Raw genomic sequence first — 20,057 nt, 5'->3', positions numbered from 1 at the left:
CAAACACGGCATTTGACCCGGCACCAGCAAGCGGCGGGTTCATTGAGGAAAGCAGCGCTGTGCGTCAGCACAGCGCCATGCCCAACTGTGAAAGGCCTCCAGCAGGAGGCCCTGGAACAGGCGGGAGCGCCCCGCTCCCGGTTCAGGACGCCCGGCTGTAGCGCACGCCTTCGGGCACATGCGCATCAAAACAGCTGGCGATGATCCGGGTCAGCGGGCGGCCCTCGGGGAGGATCGCCAGCGCTTCATCGTCCAAATGCACCAGATCGCCGAAGCGGGCCGCGATCTGCGCCAGATCTGCATCCAGGCTTGCCGCCAGATCCCCAAACCGCTGCCGCAGTTCAGCCCGGTCGAGCCGGAATTCGCACATCAGCATCTCAATGGCGCGGCCGCGCAACAAGTCCTCCTGGCTCATGACATGGCCGCGCGCACCGGGCAGCTGGCCTGCCTCAACCCTCTGCACGTATGCAGGCGTGGCCGCCGCGTTCTGGATGTAGCCGCCGGCAAAGCGGGAGATGGACGACGCCCCGAACCCGATCAGTGTCGGGCAAGTGTCATCCGTGTAGCCTTGGAAATTGCGGCGCAGGTGGCCGGTGCGGGCTGCCGCCGCCAGCCCGTCACTGGGTTTGGCGAAATGGTCGATGCCAATGGCCCCAAAACCTTCCTCAGAGAACTTCTCCGCCGCCAGCCCGGCCAGATGATACCGCGCCAGATCGTCCGGCAGCGTCTCTTCCTTGATCAGCTTCTGCCGCTTGGCCACCCAAGGCACATGCGCATAGCCGAACAGCGCCAGCCGGTCGGGGTTCAGGCTCAGCACCTTCTCCACCGTGTCCGCCATCCGTGCCTGCGTCTGATGCGGCAGGCCATAGACCAGATCGGCATTCAGCGAGTTGATGCCCGCTGCGCGCAGGTCCTCGACACAGGCCTTGGTCACCTCAAACGGCTGGGCCCGGCCGATCGCCTGCTGCACCAGCGGATCGAAATCCTGGATGCCGATGCTGGCACGGTTCATGCCTTCCGCCGCCAGCGCCGCGATCTTGTCCCGGTCCACCATGGTCGGGTCGATCTCCACCGAGAACTCCCAATCGTCAGTATGCGGGAACACTGCCTTCACCGCCTGCGCCAGCCGGTGAATCAAAGCGGGCGGCAGGATGGTCGGCGTGCCGCCGCCCCAATGCATACGCCCCATCCGCAAGCCTTTGGGCAGAAGCGGCGCCACCAGCTTCAGCTCCTGCTCCAGCGTGCCGATGTAACTCTCCACCGGGCTCAGCGTCTGGGTGCCTTGCGTGCGGCAGGCGCAGAACCAGCACAGCCGCTCGCAGAACGGGATATGCAGGTACACGGAGACCGGCACATCCGGATCCAGCGCCTGCAGCTCGCGGGCCTGCTCCGCGGCGCCAACGGCTGCAGAGAACACCGGCGCGGTCGGGTAAGAGGTGTAGCGGGGCACCCGGCTGTCGAACAGCCCAAGGGCTTGGAGGCGGTCAATCTGTTTCATGACTTTCCTATGCCCCTTTTGCAAATCCGCCACTTTGCGCAGGATCAAACCGGCACCCGGAATTCCGGGAAGACCAAAATCCGGCCGCTTCCGCCAAAGCACTGGATTCACTTGGGAAAACAATCATCAGGCAGATTTTCAGGAAATTCGTCAAAGACGCGCATTTTGCGTTTGACGCTGTTCGCGACTCCCCTTATACGCCCTCCTCACGACACCTGCCCAGGTGGCGGAATTGGTAGACGCGCTAGCTTCAGGTGCTAGTGTCCGTATGGACGTGGAGGTTCGAGTCCTCTCCTGGGCACCATCCCCCCTCACTCGAAAAACAGCGCATCGCAGCAGCAGCTCCGTGACCGCTAAAGCATGTGCGCCCGCCGTTTCCGGCAGGCGCAGGGGCGGGCCTCAGGCCGCCTGATATTGCGGCGCCGTCGCCAGAAAGCGGCCATAGGCGCTGGCGTCGGGCGGTGCGAATTGCTCGGCCAGCGGATTCGACCGTTTCCATTGCGTCGCGCCCATATCCATCAGCAGCTCGTCGAAATGCTTGAAATGGAACGGGGCCGAGCACAGCCCTCCATAGATCTGTGCGGCCGGGCGCTCCTTACGGCGCCAGTCGAGCATCATCTGGATGTTCTCCTCCATCTCCGCCCGCGACGGCTGCCGTGCCAGCTTGCCGTCGGCATAACGCACCAGCCAGTTCGCCACCATCTCCGCCGACAGAATCGTGCAGAAGCTGGAGTTGAAGCCGACAAAGCCCATCTCAGGCAGGTCCGGGTTCACCGCCAGGCGGTAGGTCCGGTACTGGCCATCCGCCTCGATCAGCTTGTCCAGATGCTGCTGCGCCAGATAGGGAATGCCCAGTTTCCACCCGACGGCCGAGATCACCAGATCGGCACCGATACGCTCACCGTTTTCCAGCACAATTTCGTCACCGTCATAATGCGAGAAGGTGGTGCGGTGCGGCAGGATCGAGCCGTACTTGAAGCCTTCGTACAGTCCCGGCGTCACGATGGGCACCGAGCAGGAAACATCCTTTTCGATCGGGATATCGGGCACCATGTCCCACTTCTTCAACCCCAGCTGCAGCTTCAAAAGCGTCTCTAACCCGCGGAAATTTGCCCAGATCAGCGGCTTGGCCAGGCCATAGAAGGCCTTGTGCAGCCAGCTGCGGCCCCAGCCGTTGAACTGAACCTCCTGCGCCCGCATGTAGAGCAGCCGCTTGAAGTTGATGCCGCCGACGAAATACGGCACCCGCCAGACATTCTGCCGGTAGACAAGGTGGACTTGCCTGGCACCGTTCTGCGCGGCGTTCACCGCCACGTCGGTGGCGGACTTGGAGCCGCCCAGCACCACCACCCGCTTGCCGCGCGCATGTTCGGGATCCAGATACTCAGAGGAGTGCATCACCTCCCCGCCCTGCGCGGTGAAGGCCTCCTGCCCGGGATGGGTCAGGATGTTCTTCTCGGAAAACTGTCCGGTGCAGACCACGGCAAAATCCACGTCCTGCACCCGGGTCTCGCCGCCTGTCTCGATCACCAGCCGCCAGCCCGGCTGCCCGTCCGGGCGCCGGTCCATTTCCAGCACATTGGTGTTCAGCTGGAACAGGCGGTGCAGATCATGCTTATCCGCATAGGAATGCAGATAGGCATGCACCTGCGGCCCCTTGGGCCATTCCGGATAATCTTCCGGCATCGGATGGTCGGTATAGCAGTACAGGTCCTTGGGCGATTGCGTCTGCACCCCGGGATAAGAGCGAGAAGGCTCCCACACCCCGCCCAGGTCATGGCTGCGCTCATATCCCAGAACCTGATGCCCCCTTTCGGCAAAGGCCTTGGCCGCGGCCAGCCCGCTTACCCCGCCCCCGATCACGGCGACCGTCTTGCGTTTTACCATGTCTGCCTCCCTTATTCCGACGGGGGCGGCAGGAAATCGACCTCATGCAGCGCCGACAGCCGCACCAGCTCTTCCGGGTCGGTCACCCCGTCCAGCGCGCAGAACAGCTCGAACAGCTTGCGCGACGGCGCCACCCCGAACACGCAGGTGGCCTGCGCCCCGGAGCGGTTGAAGATGCCATGCGCCACCCCCATCGGCATCCGCACCGTGTCGCCCGGCCCGGCCTGATAAACCTCACCGCCGAACTCGACGTCCAGCGTGCCATCCAGCATGGTAATCCACTCATCCTGGGTGGGGTGCACATGCGGCGGCACAAAGGTTCCGTCCGGAATGACCGCGTGCCAGATAAAGGCGTTCTCGCTGTGCAGCTTGGGCGTATAGGTGTGCCCGACGACATTCCAGGACAAGCCCTCCAGCCCGCCGGCCGCCTTGGTGATTCCCTGATCCAGAGCCATGGTTTCCTCCCTTATCGCTCATTCATCGAGCCTAGGGGCAGCAGTGGAAAAGGATTATCCAGAATGCGCAAAATAGCGCAGACGCGCGCGATTGCCTGATTTCGGTACCGTGTTAGGCTGCGCAGATGACCAGACAGCAGACGGCACATAATCGCGAGCCCTTACGCGCGTGGCGGCAATTTCACAGCCGCGACATCGACGAGGCCCGCGCGCTTGTGGCGCGAAAATTCTGCGACCACAACCTGCGGCCTGTTGCCGAGACCCCCAGTTTCGGTACCCGGCACAACCATGTACCCGGGCGCAACCTGTCGCTCAATTTCCTGAGTTACGGCTCTGCCGTGCAGATAGACCCCGGTGAGCTGCAGGACTTCTATCTTGTGCAAATGCCCATCAGCGGCAGCGCCCAAGTCGCCAATGGCGCGGCGGCAGTGGACTCGAACACAGGCCAGGCCACCGTGCTCAACCCGACGCGGGCAACACAGATGACCTGGCACGCCGACTGCCGGATGTTGCTGCTGCAGATCGACCGGGACGCGCTGCACGGAATCGCCGAACGCGCCGCCGGGCTGCCGCTGTCCGAGCCGGTGGTTTTTACCACCGCGGCACCAGTTAGCGCGGGCCCTTTGCACGGCTGGGCCCGGCAATTCATCGCCTGTGTCCGCGCTACCGATGCCCGGGCCGGTTTCGGCCACTGGAGCGCACTGCAGCAGCAGGTGATCGAAGAGCAGCTGATCCTCGGCCTGCTGACCCATCAGCAAAGCAACATCCGCCATCTTCTGACCCCGCGCGCGCCGCAAGGCAGCAGCCTGCAAATCCGCCGCGCGCAGGACTATATCCATGCCAATGCCGCCGAGCCGCTGACCGTCTCTGCCATTGCCGCCGCGGCCGGCTGCAGCATCCGCACCCTGCAAGCCGGGTTCCGCCGGCATTTCGGCCTGACTCCGGTGGAGTACCTGCGTGAGTTGCGGCTGGATTTGGCCCGCTACCTGCTGCTGTCCCGCCCCGCCGGGACGCCGGTCAGCAGCATCGCCTATGACAGCGGCTTTTCCCACCTGGGCCGCTTTTCCCAGCTCTACCGCGCCCGCTTTGGCGAACTGCCCAGCGCCACCCGCGCGGCGTCCTGCTTTCCAGAACATTCCGCTTGATCATTACTTCCCTGAAACGCCATGTTTGATTGGCAGGCTGGATCCAGCTTCCGGTTTGGGCTTTGGAGCCAATGACAGCCCTCCAACTCCGGAAACTGGCACGCGGTTGAAGCTGGAACAGGCAACCCCAAAGCCCCCCGGCCAGAATGCGTGTTTCAACGGCCAAGGAAGCTACACTTCAATCCATTGATTTCAGGAAGTTTACTGGCGACCCCGGCAGGATTCGAACCTGCAACCTGCCCCTTAGGAGGGGGCTGCTCTATCCAGTTGAGCCACGGGGCCGCGCGTGTTTACGCGATAGCAAATCCATCCTGCGATCACAATGGGATGGACAGCGCCAGCAGCCGATTTGCCGCGCGCAGTTTCCATTGTGCAGCAGCAGATGTCTGCGCTAACCTGAATGCAGCAGTAACAAGAGGCTCAATAACGTGACAACGGACAGCAAGCGCCCGCTCACCCTTCGCGATGTATCTGAGGCGACCGGTGTTTCCGAAATGACCGTGAGCCGCGTGCTGCGCAACCGCGGGGACGTGTCGGAGAAGACGCGCACCAAAGTGCTGAGCGCCGCCAAGGAACTGGGCTATGTGCCCAACAAGATTGCCGGTGCGCTGGCCTCGAACCGGGTGAATCTGGTGGCGGTGATCATACCGTCGCTATCCAACATGGTGTTCCCCGAGGTGCTTACCGGCATCAACAAGGTGCTGGAAAACACCGAGCTGCAGCCGGTTGTCGGCGTCACCGACTATCAGCCCGAGAAAGAGGAAAAGGTGCTGTACGAGATGCTCTCGTGGCGCCCCTCCGGCGTGATCATTGCAGGGCTTGAGCATACCGAAGCCGCCCGCGCCATGCTGAACAGCGCCGGCATCCCTGTGGTGGAGATCATGGACACCGACGGCAAGCCGGTGGACGCGATGGTCGGCATTTCCCACCGCCGTGCCGGCCGCGAGATGGCCAAGGCGATCCTCAAGGCGGGCTACCGGCACATCGGCTTCATGGGCACCAAGATGCCACTCGACCACCGCGCCCGTAAACGCTTCGAAGGCTTTACCGAGGCGCTGGCCAAGGAAGGTGTGGAAATCGAGGACCGCGAGTTTTATTCCGGCGGCTCGGCCCTGGCCAAGGGCCGCGAGATGACCCAGGCCATGCTGGAGCGCTCGCCGGAACTGGATTTCCTCTATTATTCCAACGACATGATCGGTGCAGGCGGCTTGCTGTACCTGTTGGATCAGGGCATCGACGTCCCGGGCCAGATCGGCCTCGCCGGTTTCAACGGCGTGGAGCTGCTGCAGGGGCTGCCGCGCAAGCTTGCCACCATGGATGCCTGCCGCCTGGAAATCGGCCGCAAGGCGGCTGAGATCATTGCCGCGCAGCTGGAGGATCCGGACGCGGAGATCGAGACTCACGTCACACTGACCCCGACCATCTCTTATGGCGATACGCTGAAACGGCGCTGATGGCGCTGCAGCGGCTCGGCAACCAAAGCGCGCGGCGGCTGTTCCTGGACCGCCACGCGCTGCTGGAACAGCCCGCAGGCCCGGCCAAAGGTGCGGATCTGCTGGAGCTGATCCAGCGGCTGGGGTTCGTACAGCTCGACAGCATCAACACTGTTGCGCGCGCCCATGACGTGATCCTCTATTCACGCCGGCCGGGCTACCGGACGCAGAACCTCAAACGGCTCTACGAGCGGGACCGGGGGCTGTTTGAGCATTGGACCCATGACGCCGCGATGATCCCGATGGCGTTCTATCCGCACTGGCATCTCAGGTTTCAGCGCGATACCGAACTGCTGCGCAAGCGCTGGCGCAACTGGCGGCGCGACGGGTTTGAGGCGCAGTTTGAAACCGTCCTGAACCACGTCCGCGATCACGGGCCGGTCAGCTCTTCCGACGTCGGCAAGGACGAGAAAAAGGGCTCAGGCGGCTGGTGGGACTGGCACCCATCCAAAACCGCGCTGGAATACCTTTGGCGCTCTGGTGCGCTGACGGTGGTAGGGCGCGAGGGCTTTCAGAAACGCTATGACCTGACGGAGCGGGTGATCGAGGAGCATCTGCGCCCCGGCGCCCGCTGCGATGAAGCGGCGACGGTCAACTGGCTGTGCTCTGCCGCCTTGGACCGGCTGGGCTTTGCCACATCGGGAGAGCTCGCCGCCTTCTGGGACACCGCCTCCGCGGCGGAAGCCAAGGCCTGGTGTGCGGAACAGCTGCGCCAGGGCGAGCTCGAGGAGATCGAAGCCGAGCAGGCGGACGGCAATCTGCGCAGGGTGTTCGCCCGGCCCGGCACCATTGAAGCGACGGCAGAGCTGGGGCCGGCTCCGGGACGGATGCGGGTGCTCAGCCCCTTTGATCCGGCCCTGCGCGACCGTAAGCGGGCCGACAGGCTGTTCGGCTTTCACTACCGGATCGAGGTTTTCACCCCCGCCCCAAAACGGCAATACGGCTATTATGTCTTCCCGCTGCTGGAGGGCGAACGCCTTGCGGGCCGAATCGACATGAAAGCAGACCGCGACGCAGACTTGCTGCGCGTGACCGCCGTCTGGCCGGAGAGAGACGTAAAATGGAGCGCGGCCCGCACCAGACGGCTGGAGGCAGAGCTGGACCGGGTGGCGCGGTTTGCAGGTGTAACCGGGGTGGCGTTCTCTGATGGCTGGCTGCGCTGATCAGCCTTACTCGGGCCGCAGCTGCGCCTCGATCACCGCCCGGTAGTCCTCGGGTGCCGGTTTGGCGGTGAAGGTTTCAGGTGCAATGAAAACGCAGACAAATTTGCCCTCGAAACACAGCTCCCCGTTTTGCCGCGCATTGACCCGGAAAGTCACCGACTTGCTGCCCAAGGCAGCCGGCCAAACTTCGCACATCAGCCGGTGGCGGGGCGTGACAGGGGACCGGAAGTCGATGCTCATATGCACAAACGGTGTGCCGGTGCCGCGGTCCAGTTCCATCTGATACCAGCCGTCACCGTCCAGGTGATGCTCCCACCAGGCGTCGATCGCTTCCAAGGCAAAGGCAGGCAGCCGCCCGGTATAGGCAATCCGCGCCGGGTCGCAATCGCCCCAGCCCACGCGGATTTCATGAACGAATGTGTCTTGCCCTGCCATCTTCTGCCGCCCCGCATATTTCTGCAGGCGCATCCTACCGGCGCTGGACTGCGGTATCAAACGGCAAAGGCAGCCAGAGCCGCTGCGTCACGAACCGCCGCGTTTGCGGGACAGGATCAGATCCGGCAGCACAAGCGCGTCAATCAGCGCCTCGCACAGCCCAACGCAGTTTCTGCAGCCCACACAAGGCCCCTGCAGCCCGGAAACCTCGGTGGCCAGCGCCTTGACCTTGGATGCGGCGGCTTTGCTGCGGTTGATTTGCATGGCGGGTCTCCCCTTGTGCGTGGTGTCGGACAGGACCAGCGGAACCCCGAAAGGTGATTCAGGTCAATCCGGGCCGGTGTCACAAAATATTTCCATATCCTGCACCGGCTAGCGGCAGGCCCTCCCCCGCGCGGGGCGGGAGAGGGCAGGCCGTTACTGCATCAGCATCAGCGGCAACAGCGTGATGATCGGGAAGGCCACCAGGATGACCACCCGGATCAGGTCGGATGCGACAAAGAACATGACTGCCTTGTAGGTGTCGATCATCTTGGTCTTGCGGTCCATCGCGTTGATGATGAACAGGTTCATGCCCACCGGCGGGGTGATCAGGCCAACTTCCACCACGATCAGCACCAGCACGCCGAACCAGATGGCGACATATTCCGCCTCGATCCGGTTCACACGGCCTTCGGTGACGCGGATGCCCAGTTCCTTCATCTGCTCACGGGTCAGTTCAGCACCTGTGGCAATGGCATCCTGTATCGAGGCTAGCATTTCTGCTCCCATCCCCTCTGGCACGCCTGCCTTCAGCACCTCCATCGCCGCGTCCGCCTGCATCGCAGGCAAGGACAGCAGACCAAAGTCCATGGCAGAGATCACCGGGAAGAAGATCGGGATGGTCAGCAGGATCATCGAGAGCGAGTCCATCAGGCAGCCGAACACCAGATAGAACGCAAGGATCAGCGCCAGCACCATCCAGGGGCTCAGGCCCTGGCTCACGACGAAATCGGCCAGTTCCTGCGGCACCTTGGTCAGCGCCAGGAAGCCGTTGTAGAAGCCAGCGCCCAGCACGATGAAGAAGATCATCGCGGTAGACCGCGCCGTCACCAGAAAACTGTCCGCCAGCGTCTCGCGGTTCAGCCCGCCATTGGTCCAGGCAATGAAGCCGGTGCCAAAGGCCCCCACGGCCGCGCCTTCGGTCGGGGTGAACCAGCCCAGGTAGATACCGCCGACAACCAAGCCGAACACCAGCAGCACCGGCCAGACATGGAACAGCGCGGCAAAGCGGTCGCGCATCGGAACCGGCGGACGGGTGCCCGCGCTTTCCGGAAACAGCCGCACATAGATGGAGATCGCGATCACATAGCCCAGCGCCGCCAGCAGGCCGGGAATGAAGGCCGACAGGAACAGCTTGGCGATATTCTGTTCGGTCAGGATCGCATAGATCACCAGCACGACCGAGGGCGGGATCAGGATGCCCAGCGTGCCGCCCGCCGCCAGCGTCGCGGTCGAAAACCCGCCGGCATAGCCGTATTGCTTCAGCTCCGGCAGCGCGACCCGGCCCATGGTGGCCGCGGTCGCCAGCGACGAGCCGCAGATCGCGCCAAAGCCGGCACAGGCGCCAATCGCTGCCATGGCAACGCCGCCCTTGCGGTGGCCCAGGAACCCTTCGGCCGCCTTGAACAGCGCTGTGGACATGCCGCCCAGCGTCGCAAAATGGCCCATCAGCAGGAACATCGGCACAATGGTCAGCGAATAGGAGGAAAAGGTGGTATATGTTTCGCTTTTCAGCCGCCCGAACGCGACCTGCGTGCCATCTGTCACCCAGATCAGCCCGCCAAGGCCGACCAGAAACATCGAAAGCCCAATCGGAACCCGCAGAAAGATCAGCAGCATCAGAACCGGGAAGGAGGCGATGCCAATTTCAAGAGCCGTCACTGTTCACCCTCCACGCCGTCCCAGATCAGGATCCGGCCGGTAAAGAATTCGATGGTGCGGATTGCACCCATGTAAATACCCACAGTGGCGGCCACGACCGCTGCCACCAGGCTGATGGCGTAGGCCCACCAGATCGGAAACTCGAGCAGGAAGGAGGTCTCGCCATTGGCATACTTGCCTGCAAGCCCTGCTCCCAGCCGCCAAGCGATCAGCACCAGCACCGCAGCAAAGACCACTTCGGTCACCATCCGCAGAAACCGTTTCACGCCGCGCGGAAACGCATTGGCCACCACATCGACCGAGGCATGGCCCGCCGTGATCTGGCACAATGGCAGGAAGGCGAAGATGGCAAAGGCCACACCGGCCTCGACCAGTTCAAAGTCGCCGTTCACCGGCCCGACCCAGCTCGTCATCCATTTCGAAAACCCTGGTGCAATCCGCTCCATCAAATCGCCATGGAAGAAACCGTTGAGCAAGCGCCCAGCGATAGAAACACATGTCAAAATGATCAGAAGTGTGAGGACCGCACCGCCCAGGTAGGCCATTGATTTGGCCAGCCGCATCATGAGCTTGTGCATGGTTCAGTTGCCTTGTTCCGGTATGCAAAGGGCCGCAGTGCCAATGCCGCGCGGCCCCTTACCTTTATCAATTCAAACGCCTTACTGGTACTGCGGCGTGTATTTCTCGATCAGCGCGCTGGCTTCCTCGATCAGCGCGGCACCGTCGATGCCCTTTTCCTTCATGTCAGCGATCCACTGGTCATAGATCGGCTGCGCACGCTCGCGCCAGATGGCGGTCTGGCCTTCATCAAGGGTGATGACGTTGTTGCCCAGGTCCAGCGCCATCTCGCGCGAGGGGCCGTCCGAATCCGCCTGGGTGCCGCCGGCAAAGACCGAGAACTCCAGGCCGGAGTTGTCGTCGATGGCCTTCTTCAGGTCATCCGGCAGGCTCTCGTACTTCTCCTTGTTCATCGCCAGAACGAAGGTGAGGGTATAGAGTGCCTTGCCGGTGAACTCGGTGTGGTTCTCCACCAGCTCCGGAACCTTCAGCGCCGCGGTCACTTCCCACGGAATGGTGGTGCCGTCGATCACGCCCTTGGACAGGCCTTCCGGGATCGCCGGAACCGGCATGCCCACCGGGGTCGCGCCCAGTTCGGTCAGCAGCGCGTTGACCGAACGGCCGCCGCCGCGGATCTTCATGCCTTCCAGGTCTTCCGGAGTCTCCACCGGATCGGCGGTGTGGATCATGCCCGGCCCATGCACCCAGGTGCCCAGGATCTTCACATCCTTGAATTCGGTGTCCTTCATGTGCTTGTCGAACATTTCCCAATACGCATGCGACACGGCGCGTGCGTTGGTCATCATGAACGGCAGCTCAAACACCTCGGTCGAGGGGTAGCGGCCCGGGGTATAGCCCACCACGGTCCAGACGATGTCAGCGACGCCGTCAATGGCCTGGTCCATCAGCTCCGGCGGCTTGCCGCCCAGCTGCATCGACGGGAAACGGTCGATCTTGATGCGCCCGCCCGAGGATTCCTCGACGTTGTCCGCCCAGACATCCAGGATCAGTTTCGGCACATTGGCCTGCGCCGGCAGGAACTGGTGCAATTTCAGCGTCACCTCCTGCGCAAATGCCGGTGCCGCGCAGAATGCTGCAACAGCCGCCGCGCCAACGGCGCCCAGTAGCTTTCTCCGAGTGGTCATATCGTCCTCCCTTTGACCTCATCCCTTGCCGGATACCCGCCTTCGCAACTTTGCTGCGGAATCCAGCGATTATCTTTCCGTTTCTGCCGTCAGAGCCCTGCAAAAGGTTCGTTTATCGAACCGGCTGCCTCCCTGCTATTAGGTGCGTTTGTAACCATCAACAGCAGATTATGCATTTTTTACTCATGAAATCCGCCTGCCGGCTTTTACCTCAGGCAGATTCTCCGCTTGATATGTTACGAAGCCTCCGCAATCACATTCAAATTGATACATATTGAAACCGCCGCAAAGCAACAATATTCGTTCGCTCCCCAGCCTTGCGTCATTCCGCTGCAGTCAGGGCCAGCTCCACCGGCACCAGCCCGTTAATCCCGCCGCGCATCCGGTCGCCGCTCTGCACCGGGCCGACCCCGGCAGGCGTGCCGGTCAGAATCAGATCCCCGGGCCGCAAGTGGTAGAACCCTGACAGATGGCAGATGATCTCCTCCACGGACCAGATCATCTCATCCAGCGTGGCGTCCTGCCGGGTCTCCCCGTTCACTTCCAGCCAGATCCGCTGCTTTGCCGGGCCGCCCCAGTCCGCCGCCCGGGTCAGCGGTGCCAGGACCGTGCCGTTCTCCAGGTCCTTGCCCAGATCCCACGGCCGCTGCTTCTGCCGCTCGCGGATCTGCAGATCACGCCGGGTCATGTCCAGCGCACAGCCATAGCCAAAGACCGCATCCCGGGCGTCCTCCGGCGCCGCCCGGAACACCGGTGCCCCGATGGCCACGGCCAGCTCCATTTCATAATGGAAGTTCTCCGTGCCCGGCGGGTAGGGCACCTCCGCACCTGACAGCACCGCATTGGCCGCCGCCTTGGTGAAGTAGAAGGGCGCCTCCCGGTCCACTTCGTTGCCCATTTCAGCGGCATGGGCCGCATAATTGCGCCCGACGCAAAACACCCGCCCAGCCGGATAGCCCGCGGCCTCCCCGGCGACAGGAATCACCGGCGCCTCCGGCAGTGCAAACAGAACCTCACCCATTTGAAAATCCTTTTGGTATGGCCTTCCACCTAGTCAGACCCCCAAACAATGAGCCTGTAAACCCTGCTTGCAGCTCCTAATGAGTTGAATTTCCTAACCCATGCGCTTGCCAGCGACGCCCTTGTCGCAGTTCCGCCAGATGCGCAGGCCCGTTGCGGCAGCTTGCTCCCCCAACACAGGAGACGCGCATGGCTGTAACAAACACAGACGCACCGGGGTTTGCCCCAAAGGTAAGCCAGGCACTGGAGGCGCCCGATTCGCGGCCCCTCGCGGGTATTCTCTTCCTGCTTCTGGCCACCACCCTGTTCCCGATCCAGGACGTGATCATCAAGAGCCTCAGCGGCGGCTTTGCCGTTCATCAGATCGTGTTCTGGCGCGGCCTCTTCGCCCTGCCGATCGTGGCCGCCATCGCCTGGTACGAAGGCACGCTGTGGCCGCTGAAGCTGGGCTCCATCCCGCTGCAGCTGTTGCGGGCAGCGGCCGGGTTCAGCTCCTATCTGGTTTATTACATGGCACTGGCCGCCATCGGCCTGGCGGAAACAGCAGCCATCACCTTCTACATCCGCCTCTTCGTTCACGAGCACTGCAATTGTGGTGGTCCGATTCAGCATTCGGTCAATTTCGTTGATGCGGCTCGTCAGCCAGTCCGAGACTTGAGCATGATCGCTGAGACCGTCCTGCCAAACGGGTGCCAAACCCTCGGTGTCTAAGCGGTCCGGCAGAATGATGTCTTCTGTTTGAGATCCACCTAGAGACGCTACATCTTTTGCTAGATCAACTAGGCGTTGGCTTTGTCTATACGACACGGTGATCGACTTACGATCAATACCGCTCGCCACCCAATCCAGTGCTTCATTTGACTTCAATCCCCAATATGTCAGCCGTTGATTCATATCGCCACAGAGGAAGAAGGAACCTGCAATTGGATGGGCAATCTCACGCATGCTTGCGATCTGCACACGCGAGAAATCTGTAGCCTCATCAACCAGTACTTGCGCCCTATGCAGATTACGCAGCGTTCCCAACTGTCCGGCCTCCGGTAGATCGCCTTTGGCACGTGTCCGGTAGTACTCAAGCAATTCGTTTGCGACTTGCAACGACGCAAGCACAACAAGATCAAGCTCTTGCCAGAAAATGTCAGAAGGCTTTGTGGGCGTTGAACTGTACCAACGCGAGGCCTTCGCCCGGTCCGCCCGAAAACGCTTGTACTTCGGCGCGACACTTCGAAGAAACAAACGTTCCAGCCGCTCGAACTTCCGAATGCGCGCCTGCTCCATAAGCAACTCACCCATTCTTCTCAAATCGTCGTCTGACGGTAGGCGTTGCGGGAGATCAAATCGCTCCTTGTCGATACCGCTTCTCTAATGTCGGAAATCAGTTCAGTGACACTGCGCAGCGCGTGAGCGTAAATGTCCTTGCGAGACTTACCGATACTTGATCGGGCAATGACGCGTGCGCCCATATGCGCAATATGGCGGGTGCAAGCCCGTTGCCAGGGACAACTGCGCCACCCGTACCGAGACGGTCCTCCGCTTGAAAGATCGCGTGGCGCAGAAAACTCTCGGTTGCCCACCCATATTTTTTCAACGTCAGCATCTGCTTGACAGTCACGAGTTTGCGCTCCGACGCAGGTGCGTTTTCGTTCAGTGCTGTTCCGTGATCATAGTGAGAGGGTGATTTCAGTGCGCTGGTCTGCGGTTTGTCTTTCTTGAGCATCGAACTATCCTCCTTGAAAACTCGATGCCCCAATTTTTTGTGGGTATTTTGGTGCTGTAAACAAACCCACCAAGATAAAAAACATTATTTTACAATATTTTAAGAACGTCTGGCTGGGTATTTATTAGCGACGTTTGATGCCCCAAAGACCCAAGCTAACCACGCCATTTAGCGATTCGCTTTCGAAGCGTTTCAGCTTTAGCAGCGTGTTGCTTACCGACTAATCGTTTCGCTAAGTCGTCTGCCAACTCACGGGTGCTCATCTTTGCAGCCGCTGGGCCGCAATCTGCCAACAGTTTCTCAAACTCTGCTTTGATCGCGGCCCACTTCATTTCTGCTGGTGACTTCTTGGTACTAAGGAACCCCGTCGAAGACTTAGCTTTTTTCTTCGCGTAGTAGTCTTCGGCTTTCTGCAAGTATCCTGTGGTATCGGGCCACTTCTTCAATGCCCACGTCACGAAGGTCCGCGTACTCATCATAATATCACGAGCATCCTTCACCTCTAATGGTAAAGGCTGCGCTGGGTGGAGCGGATGTTCCGGGATTTCTCCCCTCAACGCCCTCAATGCTACAAGAAACGGGCGCCTAGTGTAGTCGTAAACCTCTGGCTCAGGCTGAGTATCCCACTGCATATACCCCTTACCAACGGGCTCCTCCTTAAGTGCCGGATTCACCTTTGCTACCAGGCAGCACGCTGTGTGAAGGTCGATGAAGTTTCGTTGGAAGTATTTTTCCGTGGCTTCAACATAGTCGCTATCGGTCATGTCGAGTGACCATTGGATCTCGCTATTCATCGCCCAACACACCCTTCATAGTCTTCTCGAGAATAGTCTTGGTGTGGTCGTCACTCAGGTGCGCGTACCTGGATGCCATCTGAAACGACTTGTGCCCAAGGACGGCTGCAATTTCAGGCACTGAGCCCCCATCCATCGCAATGTAGCTCGCTGCGGTATGCCTGAGGTCATGGAAACGGAAATCCTCTAGACCAGCTTCTTCAACCGCGCGGTACCAAGCGGACTTAATGTCAATTGGACGCAGGCCGCTACGGCCAGGAAACACGAGACCCGAGTTTGCTTCTTTCTGTTTGTAGAGCTGTTTTAGCCTATCCAAGATAGGCACAAGTAGATGCGTAGATCGCCGTGTGCCGTTCTTTGTCTCTTCTATGATGACTTGCCCGGTTTCCAGGTTCACCCGATCCCAATCTAGCTCCAGAATTTCCCGCCTGCGCAACCCCGTGGTAATCGCAATCAGAACGATGGTTTCGAGGAACTGGTTTTCGCTCTTGGAGCAAGCGGAAAGAAGGGCTTCTCGCTCGGCTGCGTTCAAGAACCTTACTCTTCCTTGAGGTTCCTTCAGCTTCTTGACCCGCTTCATCGGGTTTTGCTCCAGCCATCCGTACTCCCGAACTGTGATCTCAAGTACATGGTGGAGGGCCGCCCAGTAGCGGTTCACAGTCGCGTTTGAAACGTTCCCTCCGCGTCTGCCACGATGCTCCGATATAGAGGTCCTTGCCTTCAGGAGCCGGTCAGTCGTGACCTCAGATAGCTTCAAGTTGCCAATGAGTGACTTCCAAACTGACAGTTGCTGCGTCTGGTCCTTGGCCGACTTCTTGTCGGGTAGAACCTCGAGTACATAGCGATCTATGGCGTCAGCCAATGTGTGCTTTTTGGCTTCAGATCCAATCGGTTTCTTACCGGCGTCGATTCCCGCTTCGATCTGCCTGGCCCAAGCTTCAGCATCGCTTTTGCGATCGAAGTATGCCGACTGCTGCTCATAACCCTTGCGGCGAACCTGGGCTCGCCAACGAATACCTTTCGCACTTTGCACTCTTTGAACGGACGCCAAGCTCGCCACTCCGTTGGCAATGTTGGTTATTGTCAAGGATAGGGGAATTTGGGGAGATTTGCACCGTTTTTGCACCAAAAACCGTGTCAGTCCCGAAGACTTGTCCTACCAAGCTGGTAGGTAATTGATTTTTTTGGAGGAAGTGGTGAGCCGTGCAGGATTCGAACCTGCGACCCACTGATTAAAAGTCAGTTGCTCTACCAACTGAGCTAACGGCCCACTTCTTCGTCGCGGTCTAAGTGTTTTTTCCAGAAGGTTCAAGCACTTATTTCGCTTCGGAACTGCTTGGCAGCGTGTGTCTTGCTGTCCCGATAGGCGGCGTATCTAGGGGGAGTAGCGCGGGGGGTCAACCCCTTTTTTCAACTTTTCTCACCGAAGGCTGGATTCATCTTTGCGCCGGGTCTATATGCCCGCCATGAGCACCTCCGCAGATACCGCACTCCCCTTCATGAAGATGCACGGGCTGGGCAACGACTTCGTCGTTGTCGACGCGCGCGCGCAGGACATTGCCATCACTCCGGCAATGGCCAAGGGAATCGCCCACCGCCAGTTCGGCGTCGGCTTCGACCAGCTGACGGTGATTTCAAACGGCCCGGGGGATGCGCATCTGACCTTCTACAATGCCGATGGCTCCACCTCCGGCGCCTGCGGCAATGCCACCCGCTGCGTTGCCCGCCATCTGATCCTGGAAACCGGCAAAGCGGAGCTGCACCTGACCACCGACCGCGGCGACCTCTATGCCCGCGATGCCGGCAATGGCCTCACCTCCGTCAACATGGGCGCGCCGCAGCTCGACTGGCAGGACATTCCGCTGGCCGAGGAAGCGGACACGCTGGAGCTGCCGATCGAAGGCGGCCCCACTGCCACCGGCATGGGCAACCCCCATTGCACCTTCTTTGTCGAGGACGCAGAGGTCATTCCGCTGGAGGAATTCGGCCACCGCTACGAGCACCACCCGCTCTACCCCCAGCGCACCAATGTGCAGGTCGCGCAGGTGACCGGCCCCGACCGCATCCGCATGCGCGTCTGGGAGCGCGGTGTGGGCGTGACACTGGCCTCCGGCTCTTCCTCCTGCGCCACCGCCGTTGCCGCCGCCCGGCGCGGGCTGACGGGCCGCAAGGTGCAGGTGGATCTGGACGGCGGTACCCTGTGGATCGACTGGGCCGAGGACGGCGTCTGGATGACCGGCCCGACCATGCATGTGTTCGACGGCACCTTCACCCGTGAATTCCTGGAGTCGCTGGCATGACCGTGCCCAAGTTCACGACCCTTGGCTGCCGCCTGAACGCCTATGAGACCGAGGCGATGAAGGAGCTGAGCCAGCAGGCGGGCCTGGAGAACGCCGTGGTGGTCAACACCTGCGCGGTGACGGCGGAGGCCGTGCGCAAGGCGCGCCAGGAGATCCGCAAGCTGCGCCGGGAGAACCCCGAAGCGCCGATCATCGTCACCGGCTGTGCCGCCCAGACGGAGCCGGAAACCTTCGCCGCGATGGAGGAGGTCACCCGCGTCATCGGCAATACCGAGAAGATGCAGCCGGAAACCTGGCAGCAAATCGCCAAGGGCCCGGATTTCATCGGCACCACGGAAAAAGTCCAGGTCGACGACATCATGTCGGTGACCGAGACCGCAGGCCATCTTATCGACGGTTTCGGCACCCGCTCCCGTGCCTACGTGCAGGTCCAGAACGGCTGCGACCACCGCTGCACCTTCTGCATCATTCCCTACGGCCGCGGCAACTCCCGCTCGGTGCCCGCAGGCGTGGTGATCGACCAGATCAAGCGGCTGGTGGACAAGGGCTACAACGAGGTGGTTCTGACCGGGGTGGACCTCACCTCCTGGGGTGCCGATCTGCCCGCCCAGCCGCGTCTGGGCGATCTGGTGATGCGGATCCTCAAGCTGGCGCCGGACCTGCCGCGCCTGCGCATCTCCTCGATCGATTCGATCGAGGCGGACGAGAACCTGATGCAGGCGATCGCTACCGAACCGCGGCTGATGCCGCATCTGCACCTGTCGCTGCAGCACGGCGACGATTTGATCCTGAAACGCATGGCCCGGCGCCACCTGCGCGACGATGCCATCGCCTTCTGCGAGGAGGCCCGCAAGCTGCGCCCGGAAATGACCTTCGGCGCCGACATCATCGCAGGCTTCCCAACCGAGTCTGACGCCCATTTCGAGAACTCTCTGAAACTGGTCACCGACTGCGATCTAACCTGGCTGCACGTCTTCCCCTATTCCAAGCGCGAGGGCACCCCGGCGGCGAAGATCCCGAACCAGGTGAACGGCAACGTGATCAAGGACCGCGCCGCCCGCCTGCGCGCAGCTGGCGATGCCCAGGTCGAACGCCACCTGGCAAAGCAGATTGGCAAGACCCACCGTATCCTGATGGAAAACCCGCACATGGGCCGGACGGAGCAGTTCACAGAGGTGGTGTTCTCCTCGCCGCAGGAAGAAGGCCGGATTGTCTCCGCAGCCATCACCGGCATCGACGGCAGCCAGCTGACGGCCTGAGCAACGCCCTGCTCGTTTCAGCAGGCAGCGGCTGCCACCGACGCCGTGTCATAGAACTCATGCAGTTCGCAGATGCGCCCGTCCCGGAACCGGCACACCACGGCGATAGGCGTCTCCACGCGCTTGCCAGTGGCCTTGCAGGTCCAGGCAGTGGTGCCAAGCCCCACCACCCGGTCGCCTTCTGAAACCGTTTCCTCCAGCGTCCAATGCTCCATTTCGAAGGCGCTGGTCAATTCGGACAGATAGCTTCGCAGTTCTTCGCGCCCGTTGCGCGCCGCACTGAAATCCAGGCCGTGGCCCCCCTCCGCCAGCGAACGCAGGCACATGTCCTCGCTGGTGTAATCGTCCCACATAGCCAGATCCCCCGCTTTGCAGGCATTCCAGCGGCCCATGGCCTCGCGCAGGATCTCTGCATTCGATTGACCGGACATTGCAACTCCTCCCACTCACAAAGATACAACTCCTAAAGGGTGCGCCGCGGCCTTCCGGTCCGTCAAGCGTGTCCCGGGCAAGACGCGAGGCGCGAAAGTTCCAGCGCGAGAGGAGTGGCGCAGGCGCAACTGCCCCGGCAGCCCGTTCTTTGAAGATTTGCACCCCGGCACTGGCCACGCTATGACCTTGCAACGGTCCCGGATACCTGCCGCTCGCGGCCTCTGGCCATGGTGAAATCCGGAAAAGGTTTATCCTGACGCCTGGGTGCACGCCCGGACAGCAACGCGAGCCCTGTCTGCCACGGCATTTGCACCCTTTTGCGAAAGGTCAATCCATGCAGACTTCCTCTGCCCTTCCATCCGTTCAACAGCTCAAGACCGAAGCGCGGCTGCTGCGCAATCATTCCAAGGCCCAGGGCCACCCCATCAGCCACAGCACCGCTTTGGAGCGGATCGCCCGGTATTACGGCTTCCGCGACTGGAACACCCTCTCTGCACGCGCTTCCAACACGCCAGAGCTTCAGGTCGGGATGCGGGTCGAAGGCCGCTACCTGGGACAGCCGTTCACGGGCTATGTCCACGGGCTCGCCGCTTGCGGCAGCAGCGGCCACCGGCGGATCACCCTGCAGTTCGATACGCCCGTGGATGTGGTCCAATTCGAAAGCTTCTCGTCCTGGCGCCACCGGGTGTCCGCAGTCATCAATGCCGAAGACCGCTCGCCGCAGAAGACTTCAAACGGGCTCCCGCATCTGACGGTCAGCCCGCTGGCATGATCCGGACCTGTTTCTTTCTGGTCCCCAATACCCCGGGGTGAATGCGCGCGCCGCGCGCAGG

Annotated in this window: 20 protein-coding genes and 3 tRNA genes; 8 read left to right on the top strand and 15 right to left on the bottom strand. The window is 61.4% G+C overall.

Features of this window, described 5'->3' with window-relative positions:
* Positions 1–142: 142 nt before the first annotated feature.
* Complete coding sequence (gene hemN / locus ACFMBG_RS01325) at positions 143–1,498, bottom strand: oxygen-independent coproporphyrinogen III oxidase (protein WP_421052928.1); 1,356 nt, start codon at positions 1,496–1,498, stop codon at positions 143–145.
* Between the two features lie 217 nt (positions 1,499–1,715).
* On the opposite strand from hemN, the gene ACFMBG_RS01320 reads away from it, so the two are divergent.
* Positions 1,716–1,802, top strand: a tRNA-Leu gene (locus tag ACFMBG_RS01320).
* 95 nt (positions 1,803–1,897) lie between these two features.
* Here the strand turns inward: ACFMBG_RS01320 and ACFMBG_RS01315 are convergent.
* Both ACFMBG_RS01315 and ACFMBG_RS01310 read right to left on the bottom strand, forming a co-directional pair.
* Positions 1,898–3,385 carry a flavin-containing monooxygenase gene (locus ACFMBG_RS01315; protein ID WP_421052927.1) on the bottom strand — a complete coding sequence of 496 codons (1,488 nt, stop codon included), beginning with the start codon at positions 3,383–3,385 and terminating at the stop codon, positions 1,898–1,900.
* 11 nt (positions 3,386–3,396) lie between these two features.
* Entirely contained in the window at positions 3,397–3,840 is a 444-nt protein-coding gene (locus ACFMBG_RS01310) for a cupin domain-containing protein (RefSeq protein ID WP_421052926.1), read from the bottom strand.
* 125 nt (positions 3,841–3,965) lie between these two features.
* Here ACFMBG_RS01310 and ACFMBG_RS01305 point away from each other — a divergent pair, with 125 nt between their 5' ends.
* Positions 3,966–4,985, top strand: a complete 1,020-nt coding sequence (locus tag ACFMBG_RS01305; RefSeq protein ID WP_421052925.1) for an AraC-like ligand-binding domain-containing protein — start codon at positions 3,966–3,968, stop codon at positions 4,983–4,985.
* A 205-nt stretch (positions 4,986–5,190) separates the two neighbouring features.
* Here ACFMBG_RS01305 and ACFMBG_RS01300 read toward each other — a convergent pair.
* Positions 5,191–5,267, bottom strand: a tRNA-Arg gene (locus tag ACFMBG_RS01300).
* 146 nt (positions 5,268–5,413) lie between these two features.
* Here ACFMBG_RS01300 and ACFMBG_RS01295 point away from each other — a divergent pair.
* Positions 5,414–6,439, top strand: coding sequence for a LacI family DNA-binding transcriptional regulator (locus tag ACFMBG_RS01295; protein ID WP_421052924.1), 1,026 nt, complete (start codon positions 5,414–5,416; stop codon positions 6,437–6,439).
* Entirely contained in the window at positions 6,439–7,641 is a 1,203-nt protein-coding gene (locus ACFMBG_RS01290) for a winged helix-turn-helix domain-containing protein (RefSeq protein ID WP_421052923.1), read from the top strand. The genes ACFMBG_RS01295 and ACFMBG_RS01290 overlap by 1 nt, the downstream gene beginning before the upstream one ends.
* 6 nt (positions 7,642–7,647) lie before the next feature.
* Here the strand turns inward: ACFMBG_RS01290 and ACFMBG_RS01285 are convergent, their stop codons facing one another.
* The 6 genes from ACFMBG_RS01285 to ACFMBG_RS01260 all read right to left on the bottom strand — a co-directional run bounded on the left by ACFMBG_RS01285 (position 7,648) and on the right by ACFMBG_RS01260 (position 12,723).
* Positions 7,648–8,076 (bottom strand): acyl-CoA thioesterase, encoded by a 429-nt coding sequence (locus ACFMBG_RS01285; RefSeq protein WP_421052922.1) that lies wholly within the window; start codon positions 8,074–8,076, stop codon positions 7,648–7,650.
* Positions 8,077–8,163: 87 nt separating this feature from the next.
* Complete coding sequence (locus ACFMBG_RS01280; protein ID WP_421052921.1) at positions 8,164–8,340, bottom strand: hypothetical protein; 177 nt, start codon at positions 8,338–8,340, stop codon at positions 8,164–8,166.
* 153 nt (positions 8,341–8,493) lie between these two features.
* Positions 8,494–9,999 (bottom strand): TRAP transporter large permease, encoded by a 1,506-nt coding sequence (locus tag ACFMBG_RS01275; protein WP_421052920.1) that lies wholly within the window; start codon positions 9,997–9,999, stop codon positions 8,494–8,496.
* Positions 9,996–10,577, bottom strand: coding sequence for a TRAP transporter small permease (locus ACFMBG_RS01270; RefSeq protein WP_421052919.1), 582 nt, complete (start codon positions 10,575–10,577; stop codon positions 9,996–9,998). Before ACFMBG_RS01270 ends, ACFMBG_RS01275 begins: the two co-directional genes overlap by 4 nt.
* 81 nt (positions 10,578–10,658) lie before the next feature.
* Positions 10,659–11,702, bottom strand: coding sequence for a TRAP transporter substrate-binding protein (locus ACFMBG_RS01265; RefSeq protein WP_421052918.1), 1,044 nt, complete (start codon positions 11,700–11,702; stop codon positions 10,659–10,661).
* A 322-nt stretch (positions 11,703–12,024) separates the two neighbouring features.
* Positions 12,025–12,723: a fumarylacetoacetate hydrolase family protein gene (locus ACFMBG_RS01260; RefSeq protein ID WP_421052917.1), complete on the bottom strand. Its 699-nt coding sequence runs from the start codon at positions 12,721–12,723 to the stop codon at positions 12,025–12,027.
* Between the two features lie 188 nt (positions 12,724–12,911).
* Between ACFMBG_RS01260 and ACFMBG_RS01255 the strand changes: the two genes are divergently transcribed.
* A complete protein-coding gene (locus tag ACFMBG_RS01255; protein WP_421052916.1) occupies positions 12,912–13,433 on the top strand; it encodes a hypothetical protein in 522 nt (173 codons plus the stop codon).
* A 664-nt stretch (positions 13,434–14,097) separates the two neighbouring features.
* Here ACFMBG_RS01255 and ACFMBG_RS01250 read toward each other — a convergent pair.
* From ACFMBG_RS01250 to ACFMBG_RS01235, 4 genes are all read right to left on the bottom strand, one after another.
* A complete protein-coding gene (locus tag ACFMBG_RS01250; protein WP_421052915.1) occupies positions 14,098–14,439 on the bottom strand; it encodes a hypothetical protein in 342 nt (113 codons plus the stop codon).
* A 155-nt stretch (positions 14,440–14,594) separates the two neighbouring features.
* Positions 14,595–15,203: a hypothetical protein gene (locus ACFMBG_RS01245; protein ID WP_421052914.1), complete on the bottom strand. Its 609-nt coding sequence runs from the start codon at positions 15,201–15,203 to the stop codon at positions 14,595–14,597.
* A 22-nt stretch (positions 15,204–15,225) separates the two neighbouring features.
* Positions 15,226–16,284, bottom strand: a complete 1,059-nt coding sequence (locus ACFMBG_RS01240) for a tyrosine-type recombinase/integrase (protein ID WP_421052913.1) — start codon at positions 16,282–16,284, stop codon at positions 15,226–15,228.
* Positions 16,285–16,427: 143 nt separating this feature from the next.
* Positions 16,428–16,503: transfer RNA gene (locus ACFMBG_RS01235), tRNA-Lys, on the bottom strand.
* A gap of 187 nt (positions 16,504–16,690) precedes the next feature.
* On the opposite strand from ACFMBG_RS01235, the gene dapF reads away from it, so the two are divergent.
* Together dapF and mtaB are read left to right on the top strand one after the other, a co-directional pair.
* Entirely contained in the window at positions 16,691–17,533 is an 843-nt protein-coding gene (dapF, locus tag ACFMBG_RS01230; RefSeq protein ID WP_421052912.1) for a diaminopimelate epimerase, read from the top strand.
* Entirely contained in the window at positions 17,530–18,792 is a 1,263-nt protein-coding gene (gene mtaB / locus ACFMBG_RS01225; RefSeq protein WP_421052911.1) for a tRNA (N(6)-L-threonylcarbamoyladenosine(37)-C(2))-methylthiotransferase MtaB, read from the top strand. The genes dapF and mtaB overlap by 4 nt, the downstream gene beginning before the upstream one ends.
* Positions 18,793–18,809: 17 nt before the next feature.
* Here the strand turns inward: mtaB and ACFMBG_RS01220 are convergent, their stop codons facing one another.
* The gene (locus tag ACFMBG_RS01220) at positions 18,810–19,223 is read right to left on the bottom strand and encodes a nuclear transport factor 2 family protein (RefSeq protein ID WP_421052910.1); all 414 of its coding nucleotides are present in this window, start codon (positions 19,221–19,223) and stop codon (positions 18,810–18,812) included.
* A 335-nt stretch (positions 19,224–19,558) separates the two neighbouring features.
* Between ACFMBG_RS01220 and ACFMBG_RS01215 the strand changes: the two genes are divergently transcribed.
* Positions 19,559–19,996: a glyoxalase superfamily protein gene (locus ACFMBG_RS01215; RefSeq protein ID WP_421052909.1), complete on the top strand. Its 438-nt coding sequence runs from the start codon at positions 19,559–19,561 to the stop codon at positions 19,994–19,996.
* The last annotated feature ends 61 nt before the right edge of the window (positions 19,997–20,057 follow it).

Source organism: Leisingera coralii (assembly GCF_049056525.1).
GTDB lineage: Bacteria > Pseudomonadota > Alphaproteobacteria > Rhodobacterales > Rhodobacteraceae > Leisingera > Leisingera coralii.
This window is presented reverse-complemented; position numbering and strand designations above follow the sequence as displayed.

Bases quoted from the DNA above. Each gene is read 5' to 3' on its own strand.
- ACFMBG_RS01280 (WP_421052921.1), bottom strand. From the start codon at position 8,340: ATGCAAATCAACCGCAGCAAAGCCGCCGCATCCAAGGTCAAGGCGCTG.
- ACFMBG_RS01255 (WP_421052916.1), top strand. From the start codon at position 12,912: ATGGCTGTAACAAACACAGACGCACCGGGGTTTGCCCCAAAGGTAAGC.
- ACFMBG_RS01220 (WP_421052910.1), bottom strand. From the start codon at position 19,223: ATGTCCGGTCAATCGAATGCAGAGATCCTGCGCGAGGCCATGGGCCGC.
- ACFMBG_RS01290 (WP_421052923.1), top strand. From the start codon at position 6,439: ATGGCGCTGCAGCGGCTCGGCAACCAAAGCGCGCGGCGGCTGTTCCTG.
- mtaB (WP_421052911.1), top strand. From the start codon at position 17,530: ATGACCGTGCCCAAGTTCACGACCCTTGGCTGCCGCCTGAACGCCTAT.
- hemN (WP_421052928.1), bottom strand. From the start codon at position 1,498: ATGAAACAGATTGACCGCCTCCAAGCCCTTGGGCTGTTCGACAGCCGG.
- ACFMBG_RS01215 (WP_421052909.1), top strand. From the start codon at position 19,559: ATGCAGACTTCCTCTGCCCTTCCATCCGTTCAACAGCTCAAGACCGAA.
- ACFMBG_RS01270 (WP_421052919.1), bottom strand. From the start codon at position 10,577: ATGCACAAGCTCATGATGCGGCTGGCCAAATCAATGGCCTACCTGGGC.
- ACFMBG_RS01285 (WP_421052922.1), bottom strand. From the start codon at position 8,076: ATGGCAGGGCAAGACACATTCGTTCATGAAATCCGCGTGGGCTGGGGC.
- ACFMBG_RS01265 (WP_421052918.1), bottom strand. From the start codon at position 11,702: ATGACCACTCGGAGAAAGCTACTGGGCGCCGTTGGCGCGGCGGCTGTT.
- ACFMBG_RS01260 (WP_421052917.1), bottom strand. From the start codon at position 12,723: ATGGGTGAGGTTCTGTTTGCACTGCCGGAGGCGCCGGTGATTCCTGTC.
- ACFMBG_RS01245 (WP_421052914.1), bottom strand. From the start codon at position 15,203: ATGACCGATAGCGACTATGTTGAAGCCACGGAAAAATACTTCCAACGA.
- ACFMBG_RS01315 (WP_421052927.1), bottom strand. From the start codon at position 3,385: ATGGTAAAACGCAAGACGGTCGCCGTGATCGGGGGCGGGGTAAGCGGG.
- ACFMBG_RS01305 (WP_421052925.1), top strand. From the start codon at position 3,966: ATGACCAGACAGCAGACGGCACATAATCGCGAGCCCTTACGCGCGTGG.
- ACFMBG_RS01310 (WP_421052926.1), bottom strand. From the start codon at position 3,840: ATGGCTCTGGATCAGGGAATCACCAAGGCGGCCGGCGGGCTGGAGGGC.
- ACFMBG_RS01250 (WP_421052915.1), bottom strand. From the start codon at position 14,439: ATGCTCAAGAAAGACAAACCGCAGACCAGCGCACTGAAATCACCCTCT.
- dapF (WP_421052912.1), top strand. From the start codon at position 16,691: ATGCCCGCCATGAGCACCTCCGCAGATACCGCACTCCCCTTCATGAAG.